24 protein-coding genes are annotated in these 24,253 nt (G+C 72.5%); 4 read left to right on the top strand and 20 right to left on the bottom strand.

Annotated features, from left to right (window positions below; all coding sequences use genetic code 11):
• Positions 1-49: 49 nt before the first annotated feature.
• From ABZU53_RS00520 to ABZU53_RS00470, 11 genes are all read right to left on the bottom strand, one after another.
• On the bottom strand, positions 50-613 hold the full coding sequence (locus tag ABZU53_RS00520; RefSeq protein ID WP_355062975.1) for a hypothetical protein: 564 nt from the start codon (positions 611-613) through the stop codon (positions 50-52).
• A 19-nt stretch (positions 614-632) separates the two neighbouring features.
• Entirely contained in the window at positions 633-2,075 is a 1,443-nt protein-coding gene (locus ABZU53_RS00515; RefSeq protein WP_355062973.1) for a DUF58 domain-containing protein, read from the bottom strand.
• Positions 2,075-3,082 carry a MoxR family ATPase gene (locus ABZU53_RS00510; protein WP_354854163.1) on the bottom strand — a complete coding sequence of 336 codons (1,008 nt, stop codon included), beginning with the start codon at positions 3,080-3,082 and terminating at the stop codon, positions 2,075-2,077. Before ABZU53_RS00510 ends, ABZU53_RS00515 begins: the two co-directional genes overlap by 1 nt.
• The gene (locus tag ABZU53_RS00505; RefSeq protein ID WP_355062971.1) at positions 3,079-3,669 is read right to left on the bottom strand and encodes a hypothetical protein; all 591 of its coding nucleotides are present in this window, start codon (positions 3,667-3,669) and stop codon (positions 3,079-3,081) included. Before ABZU53_RS00505 ends, ABZU53_RS00510 begins: the two co-directional genes overlap by 4 nt.
• Positions 3,670-3,691: 22 nt before the next feature.
• Positions 3,692-4,429: a DUF4129 domain-containing protein gene (locus ABZU53_RS00500; RefSeq protein ID WP_354854306.1), complete on the bottom strand. Its 738-nt coding sequence runs from the start codon at positions 4,427-4,429 to the stop codon at positions 3,692-3,694.
• Positions 4,430-4,521: 92 nt separating this feature from the next.
• The gene (locus ABZU53_RS00495) at positions 4,522-5,262 is read right to left on the bottom strand and encodes a uracil-DNA glycosylase (RefSeq protein WP_355062969.1); all 741 of its coding nucleotides are present in this window, start codon (positions 5,260-5,262) and stop codon (positions 4,522-4,524) included.
• Entirely contained in the window at positions 5,255-5,941 is a 687-nt protein-coding gene (locus ABZU53_RS00490; RefSeq protein ID WP_354854158.1) for a dienelactone hydrolase family protein, read from the bottom strand. The genes ABZU53_RS00495 and ABZU53_RS00490 overlap by 8 nt, the downstream gene beginning before the upstream one ends.
• 211 nt (positions 5,942-6,152) lie before the next feature.
• A complete protein-coding gene (locus ABZU53_RS00485) occupies positions 6,153-6,659 on the bottom strand; it encodes a hypothetical protein (RefSeq protein ID WP_355062967.1) in 507 nt (168 codons plus the stop codon).
• 130 nt (positions 6,660-6,789) lie between these two features.
• Positions 6,790-7,803, bottom strand: a complete 1,014-nt coding sequence (locus tag ABZU53_RS00480; RefSeq protein WP_355062965.1) for a hypothetical protein — start codon at positions 7,801-7,803, stop codon at positions 6,790-6,792.
• Entirely contained in the window at positions 7,800-8,132 is a 333-nt protein-coding gene (locus ABZU53_RS00475) for a PadR family transcriptional regulator (RefSeq protein WP_007455685.1), read from the bottom strand. Before ABZU53_RS00475 ends, ABZU53_RS00480 begins: the two co-directional genes overlap by 4 nt.
• Positions 8,133-8,270: 138 nt before the next feature.
• On the bottom strand, positions 8,271-8,636 hold the full coding sequence (locus ABZU53_RS00470) for a hypothetical protein (RefSeq protein ID WP_355062963.1): 366 nt from the start codon (positions 8,634-8,636) through the stop codon (positions 8,271-8,273).
• Between the two features lie 99 nt (positions 8,637-8,735).
• Here ABZU53_RS00470 and ABZU53_RS00465 point away from each other — a divergent pair, with 99 nt between their 5' ends.
• Entirely contained in the window at positions 8,736-8,930 is a 195-nt protein-coding gene (locus tag ABZU53_RS00465; RefSeq protein WP_354854151.1) for a DNA-binding protein, read from the top strand.
• A 142-nt stretch (positions 8,931-9,072) separates the two neighbouring features.
• Here ABZU53_RS00465 and ABZU53_RS00460 read toward each other — a convergent pair whose 3' ends face one another.
• The 5 genes from ABZU53_RS00460 to eno form a co-directional block, all read right to left on the bottom strand.
• The gene (locus ABZU53_RS00460) at positions 9,073-10,014 is read right to left on the bottom strand and encodes a Ppx/GppA phosphatase family protein (RefSeq protein WP_355062961.1); all 942 of its coding nucleotides are present in this window, start codon (positions 10,012-10,014) and stop codon (positions 9,073-9,075) included.
• 35 nt (positions 10,015-10,049) lie between these two features.
• Positions 10,050-10,571, bottom strand: a complete 522-nt coding sequence (locus ABZU53_RS00455; protein ID WP_234584104.1) for an amino-acid N-acetyltransferase — start codon at positions 10,569-10,571, stop codon at positions 10,050-10,052.
• Positions 10,568-11,125 (bottom strand): DUF501 domain-containing protein, encoded by a 558-nt coding sequence (locus ABZU53_RS00450; protein WP_354854148.1) that lies wholly within the window; start codon positions 11,123-11,125, stop codon positions 10,568-10,570. Before ABZU53_RS00450 ends, ABZU53_RS00455 begins: the two co-directional genes overlap by 4 nt.
• 34 nt (positions 11,126-11,159) lie before the next feature.
• The gene (locus ABZU53_RS00445) at positions 11,160-11,798 is read right to left on the bottom strand and encodes a septum formation initiator family protein (protein ID WP_354854147.1); all 639 of its coding nucleotides are present in this window, start codon (positions 11,796-11,798) and stop codon (positions 11,160-11,162) included.
• A 78-nt stretch (positions 11,799-11,876) separates the two neighbouring features.
• Positions 11,877-13,160, bottom strand: a complete 1,284-nt coding sequence (eno, locus tag ABZU53_RS00440; protein WP_354854145.1) for a phosphopyruvate hydratase — start codon at positions 13,158-13,160, stop codon at positions 11,877-11,879.
• Between the two features lie 213 nt (positions 13,161-13,373).
• On the opposite strand from eno, the gene ABZU53_RS00435 reads away from it, so the two are divergent.
• A complete protein-coding gene (locus tag ABZU53_RS00435; RefSeq protein WP_355062959.1) occupies positions 13,374-14,066 on the top strand; it encodes a hypothetical protein in 693 nt (230 codons plus the stop codon).
• 19 nt (positions 14,067-14,085) lie between these two features.
• Here the strand turns inward: ABZU53_RS00435 and ABZU53_RS00430 are convergent, their stop codons facing one another.
• From ABZU53_RS00430 to mfd, 4 genes are all read right to left on the bottom strand, one after another.
• Entirely contained in the window at positions 14,086-15,705 is a 1,620-nt protein-coding gene (locus ABZU53_RS00430) for a DUF885 domain-containing protein (protein ID WP_355062957.1), read from the bottom strand.
• Between the two features lie 90 nt (positions 15,706-15,795).
• Complete coding sequence (locus ABZU53_RS00425; RefSeq protein ID WP_355062955.1) at positions 15,796-16,800, bottom strand: nucleoside triphosphate pyrophosphohydrolase; 1,005 nt, start codon at positions 16,798-16,800, stop codon at positions 15,796-15,798.
• A gap of 2 nt (positions 16,801-16,802) precedes the next feature.
• Entirely contained in the window at positions 16,803-17,570 is a 768-nt protein-coding gene (locus tag ABZU53_RS00420) for a hypothetical protein (RefSeq protein WP_355062953.1), read from the bottom strand.
• A gap of 116 nt (positions 17,571-17,686) precedes the next feature.
• Entirely contained in the window at positions 17,687-21,328 is a 3,642-nt protein-coding gene (gene mfd, locus ABZU53_RS00415) for a transcription-repair coupling factor (protein ID WP_355062951.1), read from the bottom strand.
• A gap of 371 nt (positions 21,329-21,699) precedes the next feature.
• Between mfd and ABZU53_RS00410 the strand changes: the two genes are divergently transcribed.
• Both ABZU53_RS00410 and ABZU53_RS00405 read left to right on the top strand, forming a co-directional pair.
• The gene (locus ABZU53_RS00410) at positions 21,700-22,608 is read left to right on the top strand and encodes a cyclase family protein (RefSeq protein WP_355062949.1); all 909 of its coding nucleotides are present in this window, start codon (positions 21,700-21,702) and stop codon (positions 22,606-22,608) included.
• 590 nt (positions 22,609-23,198) lie between these two features.
• Complete coding sequence (locus tag ABZU53_RS00405) at positions 23,199-24,212, top strand: hypothetical protein (RefSeq protein ID WP_355062948.1); 1,014 nt, start codon at positions 23,199-23,201, stop codon at positions 24,210-24,212.
• Positions 24,213-24,253 lie beyond the last annotated feature (41 nt).

The raw sequence follows: 24,253 nt of genomic DNA, 5'->3' as shown, positions 1-24,253 counted from the left end.
TGACGGAACACAACCCCTGTGACCTGCATAACTCTGCCGCCTCAGGGGTTCACCTACGCCGCAGCAGCCAACCCAGCAACGCGACGAGACCCACCGCCACCACCAGCCCCAGCACGGTGACCCACTGATGACCGGCCTCCCCGCCCAGGCCCGCCGCCTGCAACAGCAGCACCCCCAGCACGGCCGTACCCAACAGCACCGCCGCCACCCGCAGCAACCACCGGGTGACCAGCTCCGGATCCACCATCGCGTCGTACGGCAGCAGCGCCGCCAGCGCGCACAGGGAGTGCCCCAGGTACAACAGCGCAGCGACGGCGAGCAGCCGCCACAACGCCACCGGTCGGCCGTATCCGTCGGTGGCGAGCAGCCAGCCGCCGGCCATGACCAGCGCCACGAACGTCGGCCACAGCCGCCGCGGACCCACCGCGGGCAGCAGCGCCGCCACCGCCAGGAGCAGCAGCGGCCGGCCGGTCAACACCTCGGCGGGAAACGCCAGCGCCAGCCCGGCCAGCGCGGTGACGAAGATCGCGGCCCGGACCATCAGCGGAACGGCGCTGATCCGTGCAACAGCATCCTGAGCAGCCCGAACCCGCCCGGTGATCGCGTCGATCATCTGCCCACACCCTCGATCCTCACCGGGAACCGACCCTTGGGGCCGTCGCCAGCCGCGCCACGTCCCGCAGCACCTGGTCCAGGCTGCCCGCGCCGGCCCAGCGCACGACGGGCACGCCGTGCTCCCGGAGCTGCCCGATCATGGTTTCCCGGTCCAGCCGCCACAGGCGGTACGCCACCTCGGCCCAACCCCGATCCTTCGGCGGCGTCAGGTTGGCCGGCAGCGTGTCGACCGCCACCACGAACCGGCCGGAGCGGGCCAGCCGCGCCAGCATCTGCGCCGACCGCTCGTCCAGCAGCGGGGTGAGGACCACCACCAACGCGTCCGAGGAGAGCTGCTGCGGGCCGAAGACCTGGTCGTACGGCTCGTGCTGGGAGGCTTCGGCGCGCACGTCGAGCAGCCACTCCAGGACGGTCAGGTACTGCCGGCGGCCGGCGGCCGCGCGCAACCGGCGGGCCCCCGGCCCGTACTCCACAAGCGACACCCGGTCGCCCCGGTGCAGGTAGTGCTCGGCGATCGCCGCGGTGGCCCGCACTGTGGTGTCCAGCACCGAGGCGGAGCCGTCCACGCCGCCGGAGCGCCCCGCCTCGGCGAGCACGTCGAGCAGCACCACCACCTCGGCGTCCCGGTCGGAGAGGGTGGCCGCCACGTGCAACTGCCGGGCGCGCAGCGACACCCGCCAGTCGACGCGGCGGAGCCGGTCGCCGGGGGCGAAGATCCGTACGCCGGCCAGCTCGCCGCCCTCACCGGGCCGGCGGGAGTGGTGCGCGCCGACCAGGCCGGCGGCGCGGGGCATCGCCTCCACCGCCTCGAACGGTTCGGTGCGCGGATAGACCCGCACCCCGACCGGCTCGGTGAACACCGCTCGGGAGACCAGCAGGCCACCCGCCGTGGCGACCCGCGCGCCGGCCGGACCGACCGGGTGCCGGCCCCAGCGCAGAGCCCGGCCGGCCAACTCGAGGTCCACCGCCGCGGCGGCGGGCACTGAGGTCACGAACGGCCGATCGGCGACGGAGCGGCCGGTGCGGGCGGACGCGCCAGCAGCGGGCGGGGCGTCGGCGGGCGGGGCGTCGTCGGCCGGGCCGGTGCCGGCGAAACCGGCACGGGTGATCCGCAACCACGGCGAGACCCGGGACCGCACCACCACGAGGTCGTAGTCGACCGCGTCCGGGTTGCCGACACTGACGGCGGCCGACACCTCGCCACCCTCGACGAGCGGTCCGTCGTCCCCGGCGGTGATCCAGACCTGCGGCAGCGTCGTGGGCCGGCGGCGCAGCGCGTACGCGGTGCCCAGCGCGAACGGGGCCGCCAGCACGACGAGATCGACCCGCCCCAGCAGGACCCCCGCCACCAGCAACAGGCCGGCGAGCAGCACCGCGCGGCCGAGCGCCGGGGTGGGCGCCCAGCCGGCGGCCGACTCCGGCTCGGTGGATCGCGGCGCGGGCGCGGTCGGGCCGGTCATCAGCGCCGGAGCCCGCCGGCGGCGTAGCTGGGCAGCGCACCGCTGGCCGGGGCGGGCGTGGCCTCCAACACCTCACCCACCACGAAGGCCGGGTCGACGCGGCGCAGCCACATCTCCGGGCGTAGGGTGATCCGGTGGGCCAGGGCGGGCGCCGCCACTTCCTTGACGTCCTCCGGCACCACGTAGTCCCGGCCGCCGAACACCGCGCGCACCCGGGCCAGCAGCAGCAGCGCCAACGAGCCACGCGGCGAGGCGCCGACCAGCACCGACGGATGTTCCCGGGTGGCCGCGGTCAGCGACACGATGTACCGGCCGATGGAGTCCTCCACCACCACGTCCTCCAGGGCGGCCTGCATCGCCCGCAGGGTGGCGGCGTCGACGACCGGTTTGATGTCCGCCTCCTCGCGGCGGCGGCCCATCCGACGGCGCAGCACCTCCCACTCCTCCTCGTGCTCCGGATAGCCGAAGGAGACCCGCAGCAGGAACCGGTCCAGCTGCGCCTCGGGCAGCGGGTAGGTCCCCTCGTACTCGATCGGGTTTGCGGTGGCCAGCACGTGGAACGGCTCGTCCAGCTTGTACGTCACGCCCTCCACCGAGACCTGCTTCTCCTGCATCGCCTCCAGCAGCGCGGACTGGGTCTTCGGCGGCGTCCGGTTGATCTCGTCGGCGAGGAGCAGGTTGGTGAAGACCGGCCCGGCGCGGAAGGTGAAGTCGCCGTTGCGCTGGTCGTAGAGGAAGGAGCCGGTGACGTCGGCGGGGAGCAGGTCCGGGGTGAACTGGAGCCGGCGGAAGTCCAACCCGAGCGCCTGGGCGAAGGAGCGCGCGGTGAGCGTCTTACCCAGGCCGGGCAGATCCTCCAGGAGCACGTGCCCACCGGCCAGGATCCCGGCGAGGACCAGCTCCAACGCGTCCCGCTTGCCGACCACGACGGTGCCGACCGCGTCCAGGACGGCCCGGGCCAGGCGACCGACCTCGGCGGCGGGCATGCTCCGGTCCACGTCGTTCATGAAATCTTCTCCAGTTCGGCGACGATCACCGCGAGATCGCGCGGCGACGGGGGGCGGCGGGGCGGGGATTCCAGGAACGTCCACAACCGATCGCCCAGCAGGGCACGGGCACGGGTCGGATCCGACTCGCGGGTCACGGCGTGCTTCAGGCGCAGCCGCTCGTCGGCCAGTTCCGCGAGCCGGGGCAGGATGACCCCGGTGAAGCGTTCGGGTCGCGTCGTGGACCAGTCCAGCGGGAGTTCCCAGCCGTTGATGGCGGCGCGCAGCGCGTCCCGGGCACCCCAGTTCCAGGTGCCGTCGTCGTCGTACTGGTGAAGCGGAGGACGGGACCTCGCCGCCGGTGGCGGCGCGAGCGCGGCAGCGACCCGGCGCACCGCGGACACCGCGAACACACCGGCCACCAGGATCACCAGCGACACCTGCAGACCGACCGCCCGCAGACCGACGACCAGCACGGCGACCAGGGCGGCGTTGCCGGCCAGAGCCCGGAAGACGCGCCCGGCGCGGCCACCCCGCTCACGCTCGGCCTGCCTCGGCCGCTCCTCCTCGAAGGTGAGCAGGTCGTCGATGCTGGCACTGCCGCTCACCGTCGCACCGTCCCCAGCCCGTTCACGACGGCACCTCGGAAGCGCCAGTCGTCACGATGGTGAGTTCACCGCGTAGCCGCCGCAGCGCGGCGCGGGCCTGGTCGCGGGTGCCCTCGTCGACCTCACGCGTGGCGTACCGGGCCTCGCGGTAGACGTGCGCGAACTCGGCCAGCACGTCGGCGCTGACGATCGCCGGGACCCCGGTCGACGGGTCACCCCGCAGCAGCCGGGTGACCAGGTCGGTCGGGGTGTCGCCGGGATGCCGGGGCACACCGGCCGCGGCGGCGGCCTCCTCGAGGCGTACCCAGCAGGCGATCACCGCGACGCGGGGATCGGTGGCCTGGTCGTCCAGCTCCACCAGGCCGGCGTCCAGGGCGGCGGCCACCTCGCGGGCGGTGCCCTCGGCCGTACGCCGAGCCCGCTGCGCCGGCAGCGCCCGCGAGGTGCGGCGCAGCGCGCCACGGAGCAGGAGCCAGCTGAGATAACCCAGCACCGCGAGGATGGCCAGCCCGAGCAGAACCATCGCCACGGTGGCGATCCACTGCGGGATGTGCGCCTGGGTGGCCTCGCCGGCGTCCCTCGGCTCGACCGGGATCGACGGCGGCGGCGACGGCGTATCCGTCGGGTACTCGGGCACCCAGGGGACGTTCTCCGCGGCCGGCGGGATCTGACTGGCGCCGATCGACGAGTGCGCCGAGGCCAGTGCGGCGGCCGCGAGCAGCGCCGCCACCGCACCCACCGGCCACCACCGGCGCAGCAGACCGAGCACCGGGCGGACCACACCCGACCCGGCGACCGGGGACGGCGTGGGCGGGCGCGTTCCGTTCGTCATCGCCACCACCCCACGCGTTCTCAGTCCACTTCGGCCAGCTGCTTGGCCCGGCCGAAGACATCGTCCAACATCCCCGGTGTCAGCCGCCCGGTGAAGGTGTTCTGCTGGCTGACGTGGTAGCAACCGAGCAACTCCGGCACGGCCGCGCCGGACCAGTGTGCCCCATGGCCGAACGCCGGTCGCGGGCTGGGCGGGCGCTGCCCGTACACCTGGCGCAGCACCGGCCACCACGCGGCCCAGGCGAACGCGCCCAGCGCGACCACGACGCGCAGGGTGGGCCGGATCAGCGTGACCTCGCGGTGCAGCCAGGGCGCGCAGGTGTCCCGCTCGTCCGGGGTTGGTTTGTTGTCCGGCGGGGCGCAGCGGACGGCCGAGAAGATGCGGGTGTCGCGCAGCGCCAGCCCGTCGTCGGCGGCGACGCTTGTCGGCTGGTTCGCCAGCCCGGCCCGGTGCAGGGCCGCGAAGAGCACGTCGCCCGAACGATCGCCGGTGAAGATCCGGCCGGTGCGGTTGCCACCGTGCGCGGCGGGCGCGAGCCCGAGGATGGCGATCCGCGCGTCGGCGGGGCCGAAGCCCGGCACCGGTCGACCCCAGTACTCCTGGTCGCGGAAGGCGGCCCGCCGGGTGCGGGCCACCTCCTCCCGCCACCGGACCAGCCGTGGACAGGCGAAACAGTCACTGACCGCCGCGTCGAGGTCGGCCAGGTCCGTTGCCCGCGCGGCGCGGGCGACGACCTGGTCGGGTGTACGCGGCTCAGCCAAGCTTGGCCCGGAAGAGTTCGAGGGTGCGGGCCCAGGCGCTGGCGGCGGAACGCTGGTCGAACGCCTCCGGCCGGTCGTCGTTGAAGAACGAGTGCGAGGTGCCCGGGTAGTCGTAGAGCTGGCAGGTGCCGCCGGCCTCCTCGATGGCCCGGCGTGCGGTCTGCACACCCTCGGCGGCCGAGGTGCCGTCCTCTTCGGAGCAGTGGATGACGGCCGTCTTGCCTGCGTAGTCGACCCAGTCGGGGCGCATCGACTCCCAGGGCAGCACGGGATAGAAGCCGGCGGTGGCGACGATCCGCTCGGAGAGGGTCGCCGACCAGAGGGCGAGGCTGCCACCGGCGCAGAAGCCGACGGCGCCGACCTTGCCGGTTACCTCCGGCCGCCCCGCGAGGTAGTCGGCGGCGCTGGCGATGTCCTTCGCCGCCTCGTCCATCCGCATCGCCAGCAGCAGACGCTGCGCTTCGTCCGGCTCGCTGGTGGTCTCACCGTGGTAGAAGTCCGGGGCGAGGGCGACGAAGCCGGCCTCGGCGAACCGGTCCGCGACCGACCGGATGTGCGGGACGAGACCCCACCGCTCCTGAATGACGATGACGGCGGGGCTGGCCGTGCCGCTGGCGGGTATCGCGAGATACCCCTCGCTCGTACCCCCGTTGCTGCGGTAGCTCACCATGTCGCCCATCGGCCGTCCTCCTAGCGGTCAGTCATCGTTGGCTGGTCGCCCAGTGGTCCTACGTGCCGGTAGCCTGCCATGCCGCGCCTCCGCCGGGAAGACGCCGGAACAGTGGCATTCACCTCCTGTTCGCCGGACGGTGACCGGGGTACGCCGACGGCGGCGGGGAACGCTCCCCCGCCGCCGTCATCGGTCTCTCAGCTCGGTCTGACCTTTTCGGTCAGGCCTTCTTGGTCAGGCAGAGCACGTAGCCCTTCTTGCCCGACTCGATGCTGGAGAAGACGTACCCGTCCTGGCCTTCCTTGAAGAACTCGTTGCAGGTGGTGTCGGCCTTGGCCTGGGCCTCGGTCTGCCCGTCGATCCGACCGACCACGTTGTACGCGGCGTCGGTGGAGGTGCACTCGACGACCTTGGCGCCGTCGACCTTCTGCTGCTTGTCGCCCTTGATCTCGGGCAGTTCCGCGATGCAGTCGCCGGCCTTGGCGTCGGCCGTCTCGTCCTTGTTCAGGAAGTTGCCGATCGCCGCGCCGAGACCGAACTTCAGGCCGGCGACGACGAGAAACACGACGATCGCGCCGATGATGCCCAGCGCCTTCTTCCCACCGGACTTCTTCGCCTCCGGCTCGGCCGGGGGCGGCGTCTCGACACCCGGCTGGGCGGGCGTCTCGACGGCCGGCTGCTGCGGCGCGGCGTCGGACGCGGGGGGCGGTGCGACCTGCTCTGACACGGGGGTTCCTTCCGAGGGGTGGATGAGCAGACGACACCGTAACGATCATTGATTTCCGGCGTCGTCCCGCTCGCCTCGTCCGTTCAGCTATTTCCCAGCATCGTGTGCATGATCTGGTTCACATCGCCCGTCAGCTCGTCGCGGTCGGGGTCGGGTCGCCACTCGGCGTGGCACTCGGCGTCACGCTCGGGCTCGCCGTGGTCGGAGTGGGTGTCGGGACCGCCGGGGTTTGGCTCGGTGTCGACGTGTCGGTCGGCTGCGGCTCGATTGTCGGCGGGACGGGCGCTCCGGGGGCGCGCGGGCCGAAGGGCGCCTGGCTCGGACAGTACGGGTACGGGCGCAGCAGCGGGTTGCCGTACTCGTCGACGCGGCCTTCGCAGCCCGGGTAGCCCAGGCGGATCGGATTGCCGTTCTGATCGAACAGCCGGGCGTTCTCCACCAGCCGGCCTTCACTGTCGTAGACGAAGACGTCCCGGACGTTGTCGTACGGGCCGTTGATCGACGTCGGGTCGATGCCGTAGTCGCCGTAGCGCATCCGGTCCTCGGCCTGCACCAGGGCGGAGAGCGCGAAGACCACCAGCACCGCACTGCCGACCTGCACCGCCGAGCGCGGCCAGCGGGTCAGCTGGGCCGAACGGCGACCGAGCCAGATCGAGGCGAGTACGAAACCGATCAGCATGATCAGGCCGGCCAGCAGCTCACCACCGAACCGGGGCAGCACGCCGAAGCTGCCACCCGTGGTGATCACGGTGAGCAGCATCGCCGCCAGATAGCCGCGTACCACCCACCAACCCGGGCGCAGCAGACGGAGGAAGTCGCTGGCTGTCGCGTACCCCAGGGGTGGGCCGAGCCGGGTGTCGATCGCGCGCAGCCGGCCGCGGAGCCGGACCACGGCGGTGGCGACCCGCTGGTCGAGGTTGCGCCCACCGCCCGCGCCGACGCCGGCAGCGGCGCGCAGCTCGGCGGCGTACGTCTCCGGCTCACCCAGCCGCTCGACGAGGGTGCCCTCGGCCTCGGCGGCGACCTCGGTGAGATGGTCGGCGAGATCCTCGGTCAGCTCGGTGAGCCGGTCGGGCGGCAGGTCGGCCAGAGCGGCCCGGACCCGCGCCACGTAGTCGGTGATCTCCTGCTCCGTGACGGTCATGCCGCCAGCCCCCGATCGTCGAGCAGAGTGTCCATTGTGGTGGCAAACGAGCGCCAGAGCTTGCCGGAGCGGGTCAACTGGTCACGCCCGGCGGCGTTGAGTGAGTAGTACTTACGGTGCGGGCCGGTTTCGCTCGGCACGACGTACGTGGTGAGCAGGCCGGCGGCGAAGAGACGGCGCAGCGTGCCGTAGACCGAGGCGTCGCCGATCTCCTCCAGGCCGGCCTCGCGGAGCCGGCGCAGGATGTCGTAACCGTAGCCGTCCTCCTCCCGAAGGACGGCCAGGACGGCCAGATCGAGCACGCCCTTCAACAACTGTGTGGTGTCCACGCATTGCACACTAGTGTGCAATGCGAAGTACCGTCAACGATCCGCCCCTCGCCGCGCCGAGCGGGTGATCGACTCCAGATCGGCGATGTGGGGGCTTCCGGCCAGCGGGATACCGCGACATCGCCGATATTGAGTCGATCATCGAGAACGCGGGGGGTCGTCCCGGTCTGCGGGATCAGCGGCACGACGCCCAGGGCTGGTCGGGTCAGACTCGGCCCCCCTGGCGGTCCAGCCCACGAATCTGGCGAACAGGTCGGCCGGGGATGGCGCCGGATTCGGATTGAGCTTGATCAGATCCGCAGTGGCCTCGAACAACAGGCCAGCCATGTAGACGCTCAGGCCGACCCGGTCACGTCGGTACTCCATGGTCAACAACAGCCGCGCCGGCTGACATGGCCAAGCGGCAGCGCACACCCGGCACAGCCACAGAGGTCGCATCGGCAGATGTGGGCGCATCGCCCGACGCTGGCGGTCGTGAACTGGGGAAACGTTGGACGCTGCCATTACTTAAGGGTGATCGCATCGTAGCCCCTAGTCAAGGCCCTAGTAGGGTGTTGCCCAACTAGGGCCTTGACTAGTATGGGCATGTCTAGCCTCCGAGGAATGGGCCGGAATCTCATGGGTGCATACGAGATTCGGATGCGGCTGGGCGTCAGCAGGCAGCGCGTGGAGCAGCTCATGAAGCGTCCCGACTGGCCGGAGCCGTATGAAGCGTTGGCCACGGGGCGAATCTGGCGCACCGAGGACATCGAGGCTTGGATCCGCGTGCACCGCCCTAATCTGGACGACGAAGACTGAAGAACGGCCCTACTCAGGCCGCTTACTGCCTGAAGGCGACGCCAAGCGCTTAGATCAACACGAGATCGCCGATATCGGGGTGTCCAAGTGTCCCGGATACCGCGATATCGGCGATGCGGAGTCGATCAAGGACGCGGGTGGCCTACTGGAGGCTCCAGGCGATGCCGTCGAGGATGTCGTGCTCCGAGGCGACCACCGAGGGCATTCCGGCCCGCTCCATGATCACGCGGAGCACGAGCGCGCCCGCCGCGATCACGTCGGCCCGGCCCGGGTGCATCACCGGAATCTCCAGCCGCTGCGCGCTGGTCCGCGAAAGCAGGTCCGCGGTCACCTGGGCCACCGCCTCGTACGACACCCGGGCGTGGTGGATGCGCTCCGGGTCGTACTCCCGCAGGCCCTGAGCGATGGCGACCACTGTGGTGACCGAACCGGCGAGGCCGACCAGGGTGGCCGCCTCGCGGCCGGGCACCGCCGCGAGCGCCCGGTCCACGACGGCGGCGATGTCGGCCTGCGCGGCGGCGATCTGCTCGGCCGTCGGCGGGTCGCCCGCCAGGTGCCGCTCGGTCATCCGGACGCAGCCGATGTCCACGGAGATCGCCGACCGCACGCCGGCCGCCCGGTCACCGACCACGAACTCGGTGGAGCCACCGCCGATGTCGACGACCAGGAACGGCTCCAACGCGTCGGCGGGCAGGCCGCGCACCGCACCGGTGAACGACAGCCGGGCCTCCTCGTCGCCGCTGACCACCTCGGGCTCGATCCCGAGGGTGGCCCGCACCATTTCGGTGAAATCGGCCGCATTCAAAGCGTCGCGGGAGGCCGAGGTGGCGCACATCCGCACCCGCTGGGCGCCCAACTTCTCGATGTCGGCGGCGTACGACGCCAGCGCCACCCGCGTCCGCTCGATCGCCTCCGGCGCCAGCCGCCCCGTCCGGTCCACACCCTGCCCGAGCCGGACGATTTCCATCCGCCGGGTCACGTCGGTCAGCGGGGCCTGCGGCCCGGCCGACTCGTCGGGCAGGTCGGCGACCAGCAGTCGGATCGAGTTGGTCCCGCAGTCGATGGCCGCAACACGCGTCGTCACTCCGCAACCCTACGACAGCCAGCCTTCGGCGGAATCTACAGGCGCAGCAGCATCCGGGTGTTGCCCAGCGTGTTCGGCTTGACCCGCTCCAGGTCCAGGAACTCCGCGACACCCTCGTCGTACGAGCGCAGCAGCTGCTCGTAGACCGGCTGCGGCACCGGAGCGCCGTCGATCTCGCGGAACCCGAACGAGCCGAAGAACCGGGTCTCGAAGGTGAGCACGAAGATCCGCGCGACGCCCAACTCCCGGGCCGCGTCGATCAGCTCACCCACCAGCCGGTGCCCGATCCGCTGGCCACGGCAGGACGGGTCGACGGCCACCGTGCGGATCTCGGCCAGGTCCTCCCACATCACGTGCAACGCTCCGCAGCCCACCACGACGCCGTCGTCGGGCCGGACCGCCACCCGGAACTCCTGCACGTCCTCGTAGAGGGTGACGGTGGCCTTGCTCAGCAGCCGCCGGTCGTCGGTGTACGTGTCGACCAACCGGCGGATGCCCCGTACGTCCCCGGTGCGGGCCCGCCGCACCAGGATCTGCCCCTCGGCCTGCGCTGTCATTCGGTCGAGGGCACGTCGACGCACGGGCCGCTCGCCCACCAGGGCTCGACCAGCGCCAACGTCTCGTCACCGAACGGGTTCACGCCGGGGCCGGCGCCCAGGGCGTGGCCGAGGTGCACGTGCAGGCACTTCACCCGGCCCGGCATCCCACCGGCGGAGATGCCCGCGATCTCCGGCACCTCGCCGATCGCCTCCCGGCGGGCCAGGTAGTCCTCGTGCGCGGCCCGGTAGTGGGCGGCCAGCTCCGGATCCGTCGTCAGCCGGTCGGCCATCTCCCGCATCAGCCCGGCCGACTCCAGCCGGCTGCACGCCGCGGTGGCCCGGGGACAGGTCAGGTAGTACAGCGTCGGGAACGGGGTGCCGTCGGCGAGGCGGGGCGTCGTCTCCACCACGTCGGGCAGGCCGCACGGGCAGCGGTGGGCCACCGCCCGGGTGCCTCGGGGCGTCCGGCCGAGCTGCGCCGCCACCGCGGCCAGGTCGGCCTCGGTGGCCGGCTCCCGCTGCGGCAGGGGTACGGAATCCGCCGCCGACTCCGGCGGTGGTGCGACAGTCACGGTGCTCGTCTCTCCTGGTGTGCTGGTCGGTGGTTCACTTGCCCGGCTGCTGGCTGTCCGCCGCCCGCACACTCGACCAGAGCGTGTCGTACCAGGTCGTCGGACCGGCCGGGGCGCCCGAGCCGGGCGACTTCCCGGCGTCGCGGGCGGCGCCCTCCGGGTCGTTCAGCACCACCATCATCTTCTCGCCCGGCCGGCCCATGAAGAACCGCTCCCGAACCTGCGTCGTGATGTACTCGTCGTCCTTCCACTTCGCGGCCTCGGCGGCGAGCTTGGCGATCTCGGCCTCCTGCGCCGCCTGGGCGGCCTCCATCCGCTCGATGTCGGCCTGCTGGTCCAGGTAGACGCGCACGGGATAGGTGTACGCGAGGGCGAGCGCGATCAGCACCGCGCACAGCACGGTGGCCCGGCCGGTGAAGCGACGGGGATGGGGTGCGGCGAGCCGCTTCACGGCGCCGCCCGAGGCGGTACGCCGAGCGGCGGCCGGACGGTTCGCCGAGCGCACGCCCTCGGCGCCCCGGACCGCGCCCGGCGCCCGACCGGCGGCGCCGCGCGGTTCGGCGCGTACGCCGGCGTCCCGGAGCGACCCACGGGTGGCCCGGCCAGCACCCGGCCGGCCGGACTGACCCGGTCGACGGGCGGGACGTTGACCACCCGGTGTGCGGCGCTGCATCGTCACACCCCTCCCCCGAGGCTCCATGCGTTACAGAGATTGCCGGGAAGCCCCGCGGTGGGGCTTCCCGACCACGTCTCAGGCCGAACGGTAGCGCGGGAACGCGCCGGCGCCCGCGTAGCGCGCCGCGTCGGCCAGCTCCTCCTCGATCCGGAGCAGCTGGTTGTACTTGGCGACCCGGTCCGAGCGGGCCGGCGCGCCGGTCTTGATCTGGCCGCAGCCGGTGGCCACCGCCAGGTCGGCGATGGTGGTGTCCTCGGTCTCGCCGGAGCGGTGGCTCATCATGCACTTGAAGCCGGCCCGGTGGGCCAGGTCCACCGCGTCCAGGGTCTCGGTCAGCGAACCGATCTGGTTGACCTTGACGAGGACGGCGTTGGCCGCCTTCTCCGCGATGCCGCGGGCGATGCGCTGCGGGTTGGTCACGAACAGGTCGTCGCCGACGATCTGCACCCGGTCGCCGATCGACGCGGTCAGCGTCTGCCAGCCCGTCCAGTCGTCCTCCGCCAGCGGGTCCTCGATCGACACGATCGGGTACGCGTCGGCGAGCTTGGTGTAGTAGGTGCTCATCTCCTCGGCGGACTTCGCGGCGCCCTCGAAGGTGTAGGTGCCGTTGTCGAAGAACTCCGTGGCCGCCACGTCGAGGGCGAACACGATGTCGGTGCCGAGCCGGTAACCGGCCTTCTCGACCGCCTCGGCGATCAGGTCCAGGGCTGCCGCGTTGGTGGGCAGGTTCGGCGCGAAGCCACCCTCGTCACCGAGCCCGGTCGACAGGCCCTTCTTCTTCAGCACCGACTTCAGCGCGTGGTAGACCTCCGCGCCCGAGCGCAGCGCCTCGCGGAAGGTGGGCGCACCGATCGGCGCGACCATGAACTCCTGGATGTCGACGTTGGAGTCGGCGTGCGCGCCACCGTTGAGGATGTTCATCATCGGCACCGGCAGCAGGTGCGCGTTCGGGCCGCCCAGGTAGCGGAAGAGGCTCAGCTCGGCGCTGCCGGCAGCGGCCTTCGCCACCGCCAGGGAGACCCCGAGGATGGCGTTCGCGCCCAGCTCCGACTTGCTGTCGGTGCCGTCGATGTCGAGCATCTTCTGGTCGATGAGCCGCTGCTCGCTGGCCTCGTACCCGATGATCTGGTCGACGATCTTGTCCTCGACGTTGGAGACCGCCTTCTCCACGCCCTTGCCCTGGTAACGGTCGGCGTCACCGTCGCGCAGCTCGATCGCCTCGAACGCGCCGGTGGAGGCGCCGGAGGGCACTGCGGCGCGGGCCACCGTGCCGTCGTCCAGGCCGACCTCGACCTCGACCGTCGGGTTGCCCCGCGAGTCGAGAATCTCCCGGGCGACGATTCCCTCGATGGTTGCCACTGAGTCGCTCCTCGTTGTTGTGATCCGGTCCGTGGGTGGGCCGCGACGGTGCGGCTGAGGCAGGTGTTGAACGCAGCGTATCGGGCGGCGGGAGCGGGCACGGCGTCGCCCGCGCACCCGAGTCGCCCCGCACTGACGGACATTCCCGGATTTCCGGGCGTCAACCGGCAACGGGTTTGCGCTGCGCCGACTTGATCCACCAGGCTGGTCGTCATGCCCGCCGCCTCGACCACCCTCCGCATGCTCGCCGTGTCGGTCATCGCGTCGCTCACGGTCACCGGCTGTCAGACATACGAGGACGCCGGCACCGCCATGGGTCGCTCGGATCTCGTCAACGACCTCGCCGCCCGCCTCGACCGGGCGCTGGAGTTGACCTACTCGGCCGACTACCAACTGCCCGGCGGCCAGAGCGCCGCGATCGTGCAGGCGCAGGATCCGGCCCGCTCCGCGTACACCTACCCGGGTGGGCGGCTCACCGTCACGCCGGACGCCGTCACCCGCTGCGCGTCGACCGGCGGTCGGATGGCGTGCACGCTCGTGGCGCCACCCACCCCGGGCACCAAGCCCACCGTGGCGCTCTTCACCGAGGCGAACCGGCAGGGTCTCGTCACCCCGCCGGTGGTGGTCGGGCTGCTGACCGCCGCCGCACTCGACCCGCAGGCGGTGATCAAGCAGAGCGACACCACAGTCGCCGGGCACCACGCCGCGTGCGTCGAGGTGCAGCGCTCGGACGGCGACTTCAGCGCCTGCGTGACCACCGAGGGCGTGCTCGGCAGCTTCCTCGGCGCGGTCGACGGCAAACCGATGGAGCTGGCGTTGAGCAGTTACTCCGAGACGGTGGAGAAGAACGCCTTCGACCCGCCCGCCGGAGCCGGCGTGGTGGACCGTCGGCCGGGCGGCTCCTGACCGGCTCGACCGAGCCGGGTCAGATGCCCAGCAGGGTGCGCAGGTGGCGCGGGGGCGGGCAGTCCTGGGCGAGCATCGCGTCGTGCCAGTCGCGCACCGACACCCCGTCCGGGCGGGCTGCGGCGATCTCGGCCATCTCGCTGTACCCCACGAAGTAGGTGGAGAGCTGCGTCGAGGTGAGCAGCGACCGGCGCCACTTGCCGGCCGCCTCGCCCTCCTCCTGGAAGCCGCGCCCGGTCATGAGCGCCATCGCCTCGGCCTCGGGCAGCTCCTCGGCGTGCACCAACTGGTCGAGCAGCGCGTTGATGGTCATCCGGAGCTGCATCTTGAGCTGCTGCAACCGCACCGGCAGGCCACCGAAGCCGAGCCCGGCCATCAGCTCCTCGGCGTACACCGCCCATCCCTCGACGAACGGGCCGGAGCGGGCCAGCGCCCGCACCCTCGTGCCGCCGACGTGACGCCGGGCGTGGGCGAGCTGCAGGAAATGGCCGGGCATCGCCTCGTGCACGGTGAGGTTGCGGACCATGTGGTCGTTGTACTCGCGGTAGAAGGAGTCCACGCGCAGCGCCGACCAGTCCGCCGGGGTGGGCGCGATGCAGTAGAAGGTCGGCAGGGCGGCGGTCTCCAGCGGGCCGGGCGCGTCGCAGTAGGCCACCGCGACCCCCCGGGCGAACTCCGGCATCTCCTGGATCACGCACCGGTCGTCGACCACTGTCACCAGGTCGTGCAGGCGGACGAAGTCGGTCGCCTCGTCCAGGGTCACGCCGGCCAGCTCGACGATTGTCGAGTCGTCCGGGTGCTCGGCGGCGAGCACGTCCAGCGCCCGGCGTACCGTCGCGTCCTCGGCCGGCCCGCCGACCAGCTCGACGGCCGCCGCACGGATCTCCGCGGTGACCCGGTCCAGGTTGGCCCAGGCGCGGCGCTGGATCTCGGCGGCTCCCAGCTCGGTGTCGAGGGTGTGCCAGAGCCGCGCCTCCCAGCGGCGGCGGCCCAGTCGCGGGTCGCGGCCGGGGCCCGCGTCGGCGGCCAGGCCGACGCGCAGCCAGGCGACGAACTCCTCCAGCGCGGCGATCGCGGCGGTGGCCGCCGGCTCGACCTTGTCGAGGCTGCCCGGCGCCTGGGCGATCAGCGGCGGCAGCTCGTCGCGGATCAGCGCGGCCGTGCCGGTGAACTGCCCGACCGCCGTCTCGGCGTGGATCCGCGGCATGTCCCGCAGCGTCGCGCGGGCGGTGGCGAGGGCATCCGGTACGGCGGCGAGCCGGCCGGCCAACTGCGTCAACCGCACCTCGGCCGGGGCGTACGGACGGGCCAGCAGCGGGTGCAGCAGCGGACCGGGATTGTGGTGCAGCGGATCCCACTCGTGCGACCGGATCTCGGTGAGCTCGAACAGCTCCCGGTCCACGAAGGAGGTGAGCAGCGCGTGATCCACCTGCTCGTCGACGTCCAGCGAGTCGGGGTCCAGTTCGGACAGCGCGTTCGCCGCGTCGGAGAGCATCACCCGATCGGCGGCCAGCGCGTCGGCGGACAGATCCGGCAGCCGGTCGTCGAACCGATGATCGCCCGCCGAGGTGGCAACCCCCGGCCGCGACTCCAGCAGAGCCTCAACAACCCGCTCCGCGAGTACCCCAAACTCCTCCACCGGCCCCACCCTACCCAGCCCCCCGCGCCCACCTCGGTGATCAAGAGGTTTGGGTCAGATCCGAGCCGGATCCTGACGCGAACCTCTTGATCACCGCGGGTCGACGGGTGGGGGTGGGGGTGCGGGCTGGGTTTCGGCGGCTCGGACGGCTTGGGCGTAGGCCAGGGTGGCCCGGCGGAGGGCCGCTTCGGGGTCGATACCCGCCTCGCGGGCCGCGACGACGGTTGCCAGCAGGCTCGCGCCCAGTCTCGCTTCGGCGTCCACCTGCGTGGCGGCCAGCGGAGGTGGGACCTCGATGCCGTTGCGGGTGGCGCGTTCCAGGATCTGCGCGGCCAGGGCCAGGGCGGGTTGGCTCAGCGCCACACCGTCCAGGACGGAATCGCGCGCCTTCTCGACCCGCTTGATCCGCTCCCAGTTGGCGGTGATCTCCTCCAGCGTGCCCGCCTCGGCGCCGGCGAAGACGTGCGGATTGCGCCGGATCATCTTGTCGACCAGGCCACCCGCCACGTCGTCGATGGTCCACCGCTCGCCCTCGGGCAGCTCCTCCGCGAGCCGGGCGTGCAGGACCACCTGCAGCAGCACGTCGCCCAACTCCTCACGTAACGAGTCGGTGTCGTCCGCGACCATCGCGTCGTACGCCTCGTAGCTCTCCTCCAGCAGGTAGCCCGCGAGGCTGCGGTGCGTCTGCGCCCGTTTCCACGGGTCGCCGCCCGGCGAGGCCAGCCGGTCCAGTACGGCCACCGCGTCGAGCAGCCGGGCCCCCGGCGGGTCCCACGAGCCGTACATCAGCTCCATCTCGGCAAGCCCCGGCTCCCGGGCCAGCCGCAGACCCAGCTCCCGGGCCAGGGCCTCGTCGCCGGCCGGGCCGGCCAACCAGACCGCCGTGCCGTGCGCCGCGACCGTGTCGAGCAGCGGCTGCGTCGCCGGGCCGTCCACGATCCTCACCTCGGCGCCCGCCTGACGCACGGCCGTGGTCAACTCGCTCTCCGCGCCGGCCAGGACCGGATGCTGGCGTACGGCGTCCCAGGCGGCCGAGGTCAGCAGGCCGGCCGGCAACCGGGGTGAGGTGACCAGCAGGACGATCCGTGCCGTCATGCTCAGCTGGCCGTGCCCTCGGCGGCCGGGTTGGGGCTCGACGGCACGGCGTCCGGGGTGGAGACGTCGGTGACCGTTCCGGAGCCCGCCTCGCCCAGCGGCACGCTCACCGCGGGAGCGTTGCCCTCGAAGGTCAGCACCGGGAACTCCAGCGGCCGGTACCGGGGGTTGACGGTCACGTCGTGGCTCTCGACCGCCTCGACCAGCGACCTGCGGGTCGCGAGCGCGGCGCGCAACTGGTCGCGCGACTGCTCGCCGTCGAGCTGACGGGCGGCGTCCTCGTCGCTCACGTTTGCCGGGATCTTGGCGGCCTTGCGACCCGCCGCGATCACGTCGGCCAGCTCCTTGTCGGTCGGGGCGACCGCCTCGCCGGACGGCACCCCGGACAGGCAGGTGTAGAGCTCGGCGACCGAGCGCACGTACCGGGTGTCGGGCGAGAGCCCGAACTGCTGGGCGGCCTGCTCGGGCGACACCTGGGCCCGCGGCTGGTAGTTCTTCTCCTTGGACACCCGCCCGCACACCTCGCCCAGCACCAGCACGCTTGTCACCTCGGCCGGGCCGGGCAGCCGGGGCTGTTCAGCGGCGGACGGGTCGTTCGCCGGGGGCGTCGGGTTCTTCGCCCGCAGGTCGTCCAGCATGGCGGTCACCGCATCCTGGGTGATGCGGTGATCCCCGACGTAGGCGGCGACACCGGGCTCGGCACGGCAACCGGAGAGGGCGACGATGCCGACCGCCACGGTGGCGACGGCGACAAGACGGCGAGCACGCATGACCGTCACTCTCTCACGCCATCACCGGGCGCTGTGACGCCCCCCACCTCCACCCGCGCGCTCGGCACGGCGACTCCGACGCACCCGCACCTGGGGGTACGACGGAAGCGCCGTGCTCACCCGGCCGCGGCGACCAGCGGGGCGGGGGCGCCCAGCACGTCGGAGAGCAATTGCGCGCACCACTCGAGCAGCGCCTGGTCACGCAGCGGCTCGCCGCCGATCCGACGGGTGGTCGGTCGGGGCACACTGACCTGGTCGGTGGCCTGCTTGTAGACGGCGTCCGGGTGGTAGCGCTTGAGCCGCATCTGCTTCGAGTCGGGCAGCGGCAGCGGCCCGAACCGGATGTGCTTGCCCTGCATGGTCACGTCGCTCAGGCCGTACCGGCGGGCCAGCAGGCGGAACCGGGCCACCGCCACCAGGTTCTGCACCGGGGCCGGCGGCTCGCCGTACCGGTCGGTCATCTCGGCGACGACCTCGCGCAGACGCTCCTCGTCGCGTGCCTCGGCGAGCTTGCGGTACATCTCCAGGCGCAGCCGCTCCACACTCACGTAGTCGTGCGGCAGGTGGGCGTCGATCGGCAGGTCGATCTTGACGTCGGCCTCCTCCTCCGGCCGCTCACCCTTGAACGCGGAGACGGCCTCGCCGACCATGCGCACGTACAGGTCGAAGCCGACGCCCTCGATGTGCCCCGACTGCTCGCCGCCGAGCAGGTTGCCGGCGCCCCGGATCTCCAGGTCCTTCATGGCCACGTACATGCCGGCGCCCAGCTCGGTGTGCTGCGCGATGGTGGCCAGCCGCTCGTGGGCGTGCTCGGTGAGCGGCTTCTCCGGCGGGTAGAGGAAGTAGGCGTACGCCCGCTCCCGCCCCCGGCCGACCCGGCCGCGGATCTGGTGCAGCTGGGCCAGACCGAGCAGGTCGGCCCGCTCCACGATCAGGGTGTTGGCGTTCGGGATGTCGATGCCCGACTCGACGATCGTGGTGCAGACCAGGACGTCGAACTCCTTCTCCCAGAAGCCGACCATGACCTTCTCCAGGGCTTCCTCGCCCATCTGGCCGTGCGCCACCGCGACCCGCGCCTCGGGGACCAGTTCCCGCAGCCGCCGTGCCGCCCGGTCGATCGACTCGACCCGGTTGTGCAGGTAGAAGACCTGCCCGTCGCGAAGCAGCTCACGGTGGATGGACGCGGCGACCTGCCGGTCGTCCTGCGCGCCGACGAAGGTGAGCACCGGGTGCCGCTCCTCCGGCGGGGTGGCGATGGTGGACATCTCCCGGATGCCGGTGATCGCCATCTCCAGGGTGCGCGGGATCGGGGTGGCCGACATGCTCAGCACGTCGACCGAGGCCCGCAGCGTCTTGAGGTGCTCCTTGTGCTCGACGCCGAACCGCTGCTCCTCGTCGACGATCACCAGACCGAGCTGCTTGAACCGGGTCGCGGTCTGGAGCAGCCGGTGGGTGCCGATGACGATGTCGACGGTGCCGTCGGCGACCATCTCCAGCGTCCGCTCGGTCTCCTTCGGGGTCTGGAACCGCGACAGCTGCCGGATCTGCACCGGGAACTGGCTCATCCGCTCGGCGAAGGTGTTGTAGTGCTGCTGCACCAGCAGCGTCGTCGGCACCAGCACCGCCACCTGCTTGCCGTCCTGCACGGCCTTGAACGCCGCCCGGACCGCGATCTCGGTCTTGCCGTAGCCGACGTCGCCGCAGATCAGCCGGTCCATCGGGACGGTCTGTTCCATGTCCCGCTTGACCTCGTCGATCGCGGCGAGCTGGTCCGGCGTCTCCTGCCACGGGAACGCGTCCTCCAACTCCCGCTGCCACGGGGTGTCCGGGCCGAACGAGTGGCCCTTGGACGCCTTGCGGGCGGCGTACAGCTGGATGAGCTGCGCGGCGATCTCCCGGACCGCCTTGCGAGCCCGCGCCTTGGACTTCTGCCAGTCCGAGCCGCCCATCTTGTGCAGCGTCGGCTGCTCGCCGCCCACGTAGCGGGAGAGCTGGTCGAGCTGGTCGGTCGGGACGAACAGCCGGTCGCCGGGCTGGCCACGCTTGCTGGCCGCGTACTCGATGACCAGGTATTCCCGGCTGGCGCCGTTGACGGTGCGCTGCACCAGCTCGACGTACCGGCCGATGCCGTGCTGCTCGTGCACCACGAAGTCGCCGGCCTTGAGCTCCAGCGGGTCGATGGTGTTGCGCCGACGGCTCGGCATCTTGCGCATGTCGCGCGTCGAGGTGCCCCGACCGCCGGTGACGTCGTTGCCGGTGAGCAGCACGAAACGGGACGCCTCGTCGACGAACCCACTGCCCAGCGCGCCGCAGGAGACGACCAGCTCGCCGGGGGCGGGCGCGGTCGGCACCTCCTCGGTCAGCCGGGCGCCCAGCCCGGCGTCGCGCAGCACCTCCACCGCCCGCTGGGCGGGGCCGTGGCCCTCGAAGACCAGCGCGATCGACCAGCCCTCGCCGGCCCAGCGCTTGAGGTCGTCGACCACCCGCGCGGTCTCGCCGTGGTAGAGCGGCGCCGGCTGCGCGGCGAGGGTCACCGCGATGGCGTCGTCCGGGGTGACCACGGCCTGCTCGGGCGCGTCCTCCCAGGGCTGGCGCGTCTCGGCCGTCTCGGCTTCACCCAGACCGAACGGGGACAGCGTCCACCACGGCTGGCCGAGGTCGGCGGCGGTGGCGCGGACCTCGCCCAGGGTGCGGAAGGCGGCGGCGCCGACGTCCACCGGGGCCTGGCCACCGACCGCGGCGGCGGCCCAGCTGGCCTGCAAGAACTCCTCCGAGGTACGCACCAGGTCGTGCGCCCTCGTGCGGATGCGCTCCGGGTCGCACAGCAGGACGTGGGTGCCGGCCGGCATGGCGTCCAGCAGCAGCTCCAGCGAGTCGGGGCCGACCAGCACCGGGGCCAGCGACTCCATCCCCTCCACCGGGATGCCCTCGGCCAGCTTGTCCAGGATCTCGGCCAGCTCGGGGTGCTGCTCGGCCAGCGCGGCGGCCCGCTCACGGACCGCCGGGGTGAGCAGCAACTCGCGGCAGGGCGGCGCCCAGAGCAGCGGAACCTGCTCGATGGTCCGCTGGTCGGCGACGGCGAAGGTGCGGATCTCCTCCACCTCGTCGCCCCAGAACTCGACCCGGGACGGGTGCTCGTCGGTGGGCGGGAAGACGTCCAGGATGCCGCCGCGCACCGCGAACTCGCCGCGCTTGGTGACCAGGTCGACGCGGGCGTACGCCATGTCGGTCAGCCGGCGGGCGACCTCCTCCAGGTCCGCCTCCTCGCCGGCGGCGAGCTGCACCGGCTCCAGGTCACCGAGGCCCTTGAGCTGCGGTTGCAGCAGTGAACGGACGGGTGCCACGACCACCCGCAGCGGCCCGGTGCCGCCGTGCGCGTCGGTCGACTCGGGGTGCGCGAGGCGGCGCAGCACGGCCAGCCGGCGGCCCACCGTGTCGGAGCGGGGAGAGAGCCGCTCGTGCGGCAGCGTCTCCCAGGAGGGGAAGACCACCACCTGCTCCGACGGCAGCAGCGCACCCAGCGCGGCGGCCAGGTCGTCGGCCTCCCGGGTGGTGGCGGTCACCGCCAGCACGGGTCGCCCGGCCCCGCCACCGGCGCCGTCGGGGTCGGCCGCGACGGCGGCCACCGCGAACGGGCGCAGCGCCGCCGGAGCGGTGATGTCGAGGCCGTCGACCTGGGCGGCACCGGAGCGCGCCAGGTCACGCGCCCGGGTCAGCCCGGGGTCGGCCAGGGCGGCGGAGAACAGACCGGTGAGCAAGGGAATCCTTCCAGGGGAGTCGGCGCACACCACGGCGGCCCCTCGTCCAGCCGGACGGGGGGTGCACGCCGACAAGCCTATCCCCGTCGACCGACAGCCACCCCCTTCCGCCCAGGTCGCGTCGCCCCGCGCCGCGCACCCCCGGCCCGGGTCCGCACCCCGGCCCGGGTCCGCTCCCGCGCAGGCCACCCCTCGTCCCAAGATCCACGCAACTTCCCGGAAGTTGCTTCCGGGGCGTGGGAGGCAGCAACTTCCCTGATGTTGTGCGGATCTTGCCGCAGAGGGCGGCGGGCGAGCGCTGACCGGGCCCCGAGGCGGTCGGAAACGGGAAAGATCTTGACCGCCGCCGGCAGGCGTGGTCGGGTTTCGGGATGGGTGAGCAGTGGCGCGCACAGTTCGACGCGGAGGTGAGCTTCGCCAACGGCGGCGGGCTGCGCACCGAGGGCTTCCGGCTGGACATTCCGGGTCGGGAGATCACCGACGACGATCTGGCGGCGTTGTTCGTCCGGCACCTCGGGCTGCTGATGGTCGCCGAGGTCCGGATCAGCGCGAAGACGATCATCGAGGAGCCGCACAAGGGCGGCCGGGGCGTCGACGCCTCCGGCACCGATCGCCGGCTGGTCGAGCTGAGCCACGTGATCCGCGACGGGATGACCACCCTGCCGGGGTGGCCCGCTCCGCGGCTCACCGACTGGTTGACCTTCGCGGCATCCCGCGAGCGGTACGCGCCGGGCACCGAGTTCCACGTGGCCCGGATCGACATGATCGCCAACACCGGCACGTACGTGGACACTCCCGCCCACCGCTGGTCAGGCGGCGACGACCTGACCGGGGTGTCGCTGGACCGCCTCGCCGACCTGCCCGGGGTGCTGGTCCGCGTACCGGCCGGCACCCGAGCCGTGGACCGGCTGATGCTGGCCCCGTACGAGGTGGCCGGGCGCGCGGTGCTGCTGCACACCGGGTGGGATGCGCACTTCGGCACCGAGCGGTACGGCGGGCCGGAGGCGCCGTACCTGACCGGGGACGCCGCCCAGTCGCTGGTCGACGCCGGCGCGGCCCTGGTCGGCATCGACTCGATCAACATCGACGACATGAGCCCGGCGGCCGGAGGCGTACGCCCCGCGCACAGCACCCTGCTCGCCGCCGGTGTCCCGATCGTGGAGCACCTGACCGGCCTCGGGGCGCTGCCGCCGAGCGGGTTCCGCTTCACCGCGGCCCCACCGATGGTGGCCGGCATGGGCACCTTCCCGGTCCGCGCCTTCGCCGTCGTCAATCCCTGATCCACGCCAACTCTCCGACCCGCGGACCCCAGCCGACGAGCCTGGCGACCGAACCGGCCCAGGTCGGCCGGCACCGGCCGGACAGACCCGCAGAGCCGGGTCGGAGCGATCCGCCGCTCGGGGTGGACCAGGGGTTGGCGAGTGACCAGAATCGGGCCGGGTAGTGACAAGGTCGCCGCGCCAAGGGGGGACGATGCCCGCTGAGGGAGTCGGCAGTGATCCGCGTCGCCGCACAACGCCCGCCCGGTGGCGGGTGCTGGGGCATCCGGACGGAATGCTGATCTACCAGGTGCGCTGCATCGTGGAGAACCACGGCTGGACGGAGACGGTCGCGGAGGACCGGCACAAGATCGTCCTGGGGCGCTCCTCCAGGCGCGCACGAAGCGGCCCGCGACAGGTCCGGCCCAGGCGTCGGACCTCCCCGAACAGGCCCGCGTGCCCCGATCCGGCCACCCCGGACGGGTGGCTTCCGGACCAACGGGGACCATCCTTGCGAGAGGCACCCCGGACGGTCTTGAAGAAAATTGCTCACCTTCGCCGCTCGCCGGGAAATGCCGCAAACAGGTTGAATGTCGCCCTAGGCTGACGTGGTGGACGAGGCGCCGGAGGTCCGGGTACGCGACTGGCTCCCCCGCACCGCAGGCCTGCTGCTCGGCACCCTCGCGCTGGCCGCCGCCTTCATCGCCGCGTACGTCGGCGCCCTGCACCAGCCGCACCCCCGGGACGTGCCGGTCGGGGTGGCGACGAGCGACCAGCCCGCGCGCACGGTCCTGGCCGCCGTCCGTGACCGGACCAACAAGATCAAAGCCATCGAGTACGCCGACCCGGGCGCCGCCGACGACGGCCTGACCGGCCGCGAGGTGTACGCGGTGCTCAGCTCCGCCCCCGACGGCGGCCTCGTCCTCACCACCGCCAGCGCCAGCGCACCGTCCGCCACCGACCTGGTCATCCAGGTGCTCACCAGCGCCGCCCAACAGGCCGGACTGCCGTTGCGGGTGACCGACGAGGTGCCGGTCGCCGGCACCGACCCCCGCGGCCTGGTCCCCTTCTACCTGGCCATCGGGTACGTCCTCGGCGGATACCTGGCCTCGACCGTGCTCGGCATCTCCGCCGGCACCGCCCCGCGCACCCTGCGCCGCGCCGGACTGCGCATCGGGGCGCTCGCCGTCTACAGCGTGGCGCTCGGCATCGTCGGGGCGGTGATCGTCGGCCCGGTGCTGGACGTCTGGCACCACGACCTGCCGGCCGTCGCCGGTGTCGGCATGCTGGCCGCCTTCGCCGCCGCGATGGTCGCCGCCGCGGTCCAGGGCTGGCTGGGCGTGCTCGGCACCGGGCTGGTCATCCTGTTGCTGGTGGTGCTCGGCAACCCGGGCTCCGGTGGCATCTACGCCCCCGAGTTCCTGCCCACCTGGCTGCGCGGAATGCACCGGTGGAACGTGCCCGGCCTGGCCACCGACCTGATCAAATCGGCCGTGTACTTCGACCGACGCTCGATCGGCTGGCCGGTGACCGGTCTGGTGCTCTGGGCGGTGCTCGCGCTGGCCGCCCTGCTCGGCGCGACCCGGGTGCGGGGCCGCCGGGCGACCGACCGCGCAAGGCCCTGAAGTGATCTCCGAGGTGTTCCGTGTCACGGCACGGCATGCGG

This window comes from Micromonospora sp. NPDC005194 (genome assembly GCF_040608335.1).
GTDB lineage: Bacteria > Actinomycetota > Actinomycetes > Mycobacteriales > Micromonosporaceae > Micromonospora.
Note: the sequence above shows the minus strand (reverse complement) of the source record. Positions and strands in the feature narration are given on the sequence as shown.